This is a genomic window from Caballeronia calidae (genome assembly GCF_900044055.2).
Classification (GTDB): Bacteria; Pseudomonadota; Gammaproteobacteria; order Burkholderiales; family Burkholderiaceae; genus Caballeronia; species Caballeronia calidae.
Genome location: NZ_FCOX02000158.1, coordinates 1 through 6,266 on the forward strand (window position 1 = coordinate 1; position 6,266 = coordinate 6,266).

The window sequence follows — 6,266 nt, forward strand, 5'->3', positions numbered from 1 at the left end:
GCTCGGGGGAGGACGCGGCGGTGGGCGCGTCGGCTGCTTGTGTGGGGCTCGGGAGGTCGAGGGATTGGGTGTACATGGCGGCACTCGCTCTTGGATGGTCGCTGTTCGGCGATTATAAACCGACCGGACGGTCGGTAAATAGATTTTCGAGATGCACTCGGGTAATTACGCATGCGGCGCGAAAGGCCGATTGCGTTGCGCGCTCTTTAATCTAGTGCAGACGAGGGAGATGTGCCGGACGGCGAGAGAACCGCGAAGGAGCGGCGGCGATCGACCGCCGCCGCTCCTGAAGGGAGGGTGTCAGAGAAACAGCGGGCGTTTAGCCCTTTTGCTGGAGAGCGAAATCTTCCGCATCGACGTCGTAACCCGACGGTTCCCAGCGCACAGCCAACAACGCGACGAGCCCGGCGAGCGGCGCGACCGCGATGATCCAGAACACTTTCGTGCCGAGCGCCGCCGACAGAACCGGGAACAGGAATAGCGAGACGGTCGAGCTTGCGCGCATCAGCGTCTGATTGAAGCCGACGCCCACGCCGCGCAGCGAAGTCGGATAACTGAGCGACGCGAACGTCATGCTGTGCGAGCCGGGCCCGACGCCTTGCCCCAGCAGGAACGCGGCGAGGAATGCGATCGCGATGACGACTTCGGCGCCCGTCGACGGTTTCCCGACGATCGCAAGCCCGATGAGCGCGGCCAGCTGAAACGCGTAGCCGACGACCGACAGCTTCCACGCGCCGTATTTCGGCACCGTGCGCACGGAGAACAGCCCGCCCGCGAACGCGAAGCAGAGGTTCAAAGCGAGCGACGCGAGAATCGTGGTGAGCATCGACTGCGCGAGAAAGCTCGAGATGATCACCGGCAGACCGAACGCGACGGCGTTGTACGCGAACGACGACGCGATCGCGATGACGGTCGCGAGCACGGTTCGGCGCAGATACACGCCGCGCAGGAGCGCGCCGTAGTTGCTCCACGTCGCGCGACGGGCCTTCGGTGCGACGACGGCGGCTTCGTCGACGCGCGCATCGATGCCATAGGAGCGCTTGAGAATCGCCGCCGCGCCCTTGAGATCGCCCTGATTCGCCGCCCAGACCGGCGATTCGCTCATGTAGCGGCTACGGATCGCGATGATCGCGATCGCCGGAACCGCGCCGAAGCCGAGAATCAGCCGCCAGAGCCAGCCGGCGTTGTGCTCGGGCAAGACCGCATACAGACCGAGCACGAGCAAGTATGAAACACTGATCGCCGCGTACCAGACCGGGCACCACATCGCGACGCGCGCCGCTTTGTTGCCCCGCCCTTGCAGGCGCGAGAACTCCGCGAGAAAAGCCATCGCGACGGGCAGGTCGATGCCGACGCCGAGTCCCATCACGAAGCGCGCACCGCCGAGCACCCATGCGTTGGGCGCGAACGCGCAGGCGATCGCCGCGACGACGAAGAAGAACATGTCGGCCATGAACACGCGATAGCGGCCGACCTTGTCGGTGAGATAGCCGCCGAGAAACGCGCCGATGATCGCGCCGAACGTGATCGCCGCCGCGACGAAGCCCGAGCCCGTCGGCGTCAGCGAAAACTCGCGGGCGATGTCCTTCATGCCGAACGCGAGCGCGCCGAGGTCGTAGGCATCGAGGAAGATCCCGCCGAGCGCGATGGCGACGACGACGCGCGCATCGCTGCCGATTGCCGCGCCGCGATTGACGAGGCTGGAGACATCGGCGGCGCTCTTGATGACGGGGCGCGGATCGCTGGCGGCGGCCCGGGTGGAAGCGCGGTCGGGCGCGAGAGAAACAGACATGATCGGACCAGTTCGGTAAAAAGTTGTTGAGGCAACGAATCGCGGGATCGTACTGGCCCGAGCGCGGCCGACCAAATTCTTTTTTGTTATTTAATGACTTACGACGCGTCTGCAAAGCTTTTCACCGCCGTCGCGCCCCGTGCGACCGGCGCGACGACGGGCGATGCGACAATGTCGCTCGTTCTGTTGCTGGTATTCAGGCATGTCGTCAGTTGAAAACATTGAATCGGTGAGAATCGCGGTCGTCGGCGGAGGGCCGGCCGGGCTCATGGCCGCGGAGGCCATCGCGGCGGGCGGCGCGCGCGTCGATGTCTTCGACGCGATGCCCTCCGTCGGCCGCAAATTCCTGATGGCGGGCAAGGGCGGCATGAATCTCACGCATTCCGAGCCTGCGGACGCCTTTCTCGCCCGCTATCGCGCACGAAGCGCGAACATCGCGCCGCTGCTCGCGCGCTTCGATTCGAATGCGTTGCGAAACTGGGTGCACGGGCTGGGCGTGGAAACGTTCGTCGGCAGCTCGGGCCGCGTGTTTCCCACCGACATGAAAGCCGCGCCGATGTTGCGGGCGTGGCTGCATCGGCTGCGCGCGTCGGGCGTGACGTTCCATATGCGGCATCGCTGGCTCGGCTGGGCGGACGAAGGCACGTCGATATCGCGTTTCGCGACGCCATCGGGCGAAAAACGCGTCCGGCACGATGCGCTCGTGCTCGCGCTCGGCGGCGCGAGTTGGCCGCAACTCGGCTCGGACGGTGGCGCGCTCCCGATTCTCTCGGCGCGCGGCGTGGCCGTGCGGCCATTCGTGCCGTCCAATTGCGGCTTCGATATCGGCTGGAGCGCGCATTTCAGCAGCCGCTTCGCGGGCGAGCCGCTCAAGTCCGTGGCGATCGGCGTGCCGCTCGCGGACGGCGTGCCTGATTGGCGCACCGGCGAGTGTCTGATCACCGATCAGGGTATCGAAGGCAGCCTGATCTACGCGTTGTCGGCGCCGATTCGCGATCGGATCATCGAAAGCGGCGGCGCGGGCGTGACGATTCTGTTGGACCTCGCGCCGCAACTTTCCGCCGGGCGCGTGCGCGATGAGGTGCTGCATCCACGCGGCGCGCGATCGCTTTCGAGTCATCTGCAAAGCCGTCTGCATCTGACTGGCGTGAAAGCGGGCTTGCTGCGTGAGTGCCTGAGCAAGGAAGAATTCGCCGATCTCGACACGCTCGCCGCGCGCATCAAGGCGTTGCCGCTGCGTCTGCTGCGTCCGCGGCCGATCGCGGAAGTCATCAGCAGCGCGGGCGGCGTCGAATTCGAAGCGCTCGACGCGCGCTCGATGCTGAACGCGCTGCCCGGCGTGTTCTGCGCGGGCGAAATGCTCGACTGGGAAGCGCCGACCGGCGGTTATTTGCTGACGGCGTGTTTCGCGAGCGGCCTCGTCGCCGGCGAAGGCGCGCTGGCGTGGCTCGCCGGGCGCGCCTGAGAGAGATCTACGCGGCGACCAGCCGCCACAGCGACGTCACTTCCGCCGAGCGCGCGGCGTGCAATGGGTCGGTCTTGTCGGCTGCGCGCGGATGATGCGGCCTGATGTCGATTCGCCCATCCACTTTCAGACCGGCCTTGTCGATCCACTCCTGCAACTGCGCGCGTGTGCGCAGGCCTAGATGTTCCGCGAAGTCCGACAGGATGAGCCAGCCTTCGCCGCCCGGCGTCAGATGGGCGGCAAGGCCATCGAGAAAGCCGCGCAGCATGCGGCTGTCCGGATCGTAGATGGCGTGCTCGATCGCCGCGCTCGGTCGCGCCGGCAGCCACGGCGGATTGCAGATGATCAAGGGCGCGCGGCCTTCCGGAAACATATCGGCTTCGACGATTTCGACCTGACGGCCGAGTCCGAGCCGCCCGATGTTCTCCCGCGCGCAGGCGAGCGCGCGGGCATCGACGTCGGTCGCAACGATCCGTTCGACGCCGCGCCGCGCGAGCACGGCTGCGAGCACGCCGGTTCCCGTGCCGATATCGAACGCCAGCTCGCGCGACGGCAGCGGCTGATTCGCGATGAGATCGACGTATTCGCCCCGAACCGGCGAGAACACGCCGTAGTAGGGATGGATCTTTCCGCCCACCGCGCCGATGTCGACGCCTTTCTTGCGCCACTCGTGCGCGCCGATCAGACCCAGCACCTCGCGCAAGGACACGATCGACGGCTCGTCCGGCGGCCCGTACGCTTCCTCGCAGGCCTGGCGCACATTCGGCGCGCGGCGCAGCGCGATCGCATAGTGTTCGTCGAGCGGAAGCACGAGCATCGCGAGTGTGCGCGCGCGCTGCGATTGCGCGAGTCGATGGAGGTTGAAGGCGTCGATGGGAGATGGCTCCGTCGCCGGCTTCTTCGATTTGCGCGGCTTGTTGTCGATGCGGCGCGCCATCGCCTGCAGCAGCTGCCGGGCGTTCTGGAAATCGCCGCGCCAGAGAATCGCCGTGCCTTCGCACGCGAGCCGGTAGGCGTGGTCGGCCGTCATCTGGTCGTGACCGATGACGACGCGCTTCGGTGCCGGATTGCCGCTCTCCGATCGCCATCGGGCGGAGAGCGTCTCGCCGTCTTCGTCCCAGGTCAGTCGTTGCGGTGCGGGGTTTTTCGGTTGCATATCTATATGTAAGCTCGACACGCGGGCCGTCGCGGCCGGCGAGAAATGAATTTGGCTGCATTGTGAGGCCATTTCGAGCGCGCCGCTGCGGCTCGTTCGCGTTTCGGGCGACGAGCGGCGCGGCGCTTATGACACTTCAGGCACAATCGAGCCTTTTCCGAACGCCATCGCCGAATGAAACTCCGAGTTTTCGCCGCGATCTGCGCGGCCGCGTTTGTCGCGCAGTTCAATTTCGCGCCGCACGCGTTGGCAGCCGAAACCGCCGACGCCCCCGCCAACGAGCATTGGGTCAGCGCGTGGGGCACCGCGCTGCAATCGATTCCGCAGCTCGCGAACCTGCCGCCGCTGTATCGTGCGCCGGATGTCGCGGGGCGCACCGTCCGCCAGTTGATTTACCCGCAACTGGACGGCAAGCGCATGCGTCTGCGGATCAGCAACCTGTACGGAAGCCAGCCGCTCGTCGTCGAGTCGATGAGCGTCGCGCGAGCCGTGGGCGGCAGTAACGCGGCGATTCGCGCCGGAAGCGCGCGGCCCGTGCTGTTCGGCGGTCGCAAGAGCGTGACGATCGCGCCAGGCGCGCAAGCCACGAGCGATGCAGTCGGTTTCGACGTCGACGCGCTTAAGCCCTTGGCCGTCAGCATGTTCATGGGAGCGGAGCAAAAGCTCGCGGCGTGGCATCGCGTGGCGAGTCAGGTGAATTACATCTCGACGGCGGGCGACCACACCGGCGATGCGTCGGCGGGCGCGTTCCGCACGCGCTTCACCCAGTACGCGTGGCTCACGAACATCGCGGTGGAGAGCCCGTCCGCGCAAGCCGTGGTCGCGATCGGCGATTCGATCACCGACGGCATGCGTTCGTCGATCAACGCCAATCGGCGCTGGCCCGACGAGCTCGCGAAGCAGGTCGCTCGCAAGAGCGGCGGCAAGACGGTCGTCGTGAATTCGGGGATCAGCGGCAATCGCCTGCTCAGCAATTCGCCATGCTACGGCGAGGCGCTGGTGACCCGCTTCGAACGCGACGCGCTGCGCCAGCCGGGCGTGCGCGCGGTGATCGTGCTGATCGGCATCAACGACATCAATTTCATGGTGATGCCCGCCCACGCCGGGCTCGATTGCGACGCGCCGCACACGGAAGTCAACGCCGATGCGCTCGTGCGCGGCTACCAGCGGTTGATCGCGCAGGCGCATCAGCGGGGCATCAAGATATACGGCGCGACGCTGACGCCGGCTTCGCTGCCGCCGGAGCGCGAGGCGATCCGCACGGCCGTCAACGATTCGATCCGTTCGAGCCGCGCGTTCGACGGAGTGATCGACTTCGATGAGGCGCTGCGCGATCCGTCGCGCCCGAGCGTGCTCCAGCGCCGATATGACAGCGGCGACCACATCCACCCGAGCGACGCTGGCTACGCGGCGATGGCAGCGGCGGTGCCGATGGAATTCGTTTCCGCGGCGGCGAAACCGACGCAATGAGCCGACGCGAAAAAAGTTTGCTTCATCACCTTGTCATTCGCGTTTGCTTGACCTAATATTCAGCCCCTCGTCGCAAGCCGAGGGCCGCCAACGAAACGGGCGGCTTCCAAAGTCGACAGAGTTTGAAGCGAAAGCGAAAAAGACTGTTGACAAGGAGAAAAAGATTCTTCATAATCTCGTTTCTCTGCTGCTGATGCAGCGACGCAAGACGGAAGGGTGGTAAAGCTCTTGCGATGTGCTCTTTAAAAACTAACAGCCGATAAGTGTGGGCGCTTGATGGCGAGTGCGGCTGGTTCTTCGGAATCGGCAATAGCAAAAGTAATCAAGAGTCTCACACGAAGTATCAGAGGAAGGTTTTTTCATCTTTGGATGGAATAAATCAT

4 protein-coding genes are annotated in these 6,266 nt (G+C 65.4%); 2 read left to right on the forward strand and 2 right to left on the reverse strand.

All coding sequences use genetic code 11. The features are described from left to right. Nucleotides 1–319: 319 nt before the first annotated feature. Nucleotides 320–1,792 (reverse strand): MFS transporter, encoded by a 1,473-nt coding sequence (locus AWB78_RS41080; RefSeq protein WP_062612854.1) that lies wholly within the window; start codon nt 1,790–1,792, stop codon nt 320–322. 202 nt (nt 1,793–1,994) lie between these two features. On the opposite strand from AWB78_RS41080, the gene AWB78_RS41085 reads away from it, so the two are divergent. Continuing rightward, a complete protein-coding gene (locus AWB78_RS41085; protein ID WP_062612856.1) occupies nt 1,995–3,257 on the forward strand; it encodes a TIGR03862 family flavoprotein in 1,263 nt (420 codons plus the stop codon). 7 nt (nt 3,258–3,264) lie between these two features. Here AWB78_RS41085 and AWB78_RS41090 read toward each other — a convergent pair whose 3' ends face one another. Further along, entirely contained in the window at nt 3,265–4,413 is a 1,149-nt protein-coding gene (locus AWB78_RS41090; protein ID WP_062612858.1) for a methyltransferase, read from the reverse strand. A 174-nt stretch (nt 4,414–4,587) separates the two neighbouring features. Between AWB78_RS41090 and AWB78_RS41095 the strand changes: the two genes are divergently transcribed. Beyond that, entirely contained in the window at nt 4,588–5,883 is a 1,296-nt protein-coding gene (locus AWB78_RS41095; RefSeq protein ID WP_062612860.1) for an SGNH/GDSL hydrolase family protein, read from the forward strand. Nucleotides 5,884–6,266: the final 383 nt, after the last annotated feature.

Coding starts and splice junctions, on each gene's coding strand:
- AWB78_RS41080 (WP_062612854.1), bottom strand. CDS start 1,792: ATGTCTGTTTCTCTCGCGCCCGACCGCGCTTCCACCCGGGCCGCCGCC.
- AWB78_RS41085 (WP_062612856.1), top strand. CDS start 1,995: ATGTCGTCAGTTGAAAACATTGAATCGGTGAGAATCGCGGTCGTCGGC.
- AWB78_RS41090 (WP_062612858.1), bottom strand. CDS start 4,413: ATGCAACCGAAAAACCCCGCACCGCAACGACTGACCTGGGACGAAGAC.
- AWB78_RS41095 (WP_062612860.1), top strand. CDS start 4,588: ATGAAACTCCGAGTTTTCGCCGCGATCTGCGCGGCCGCGTTTGTCGCG.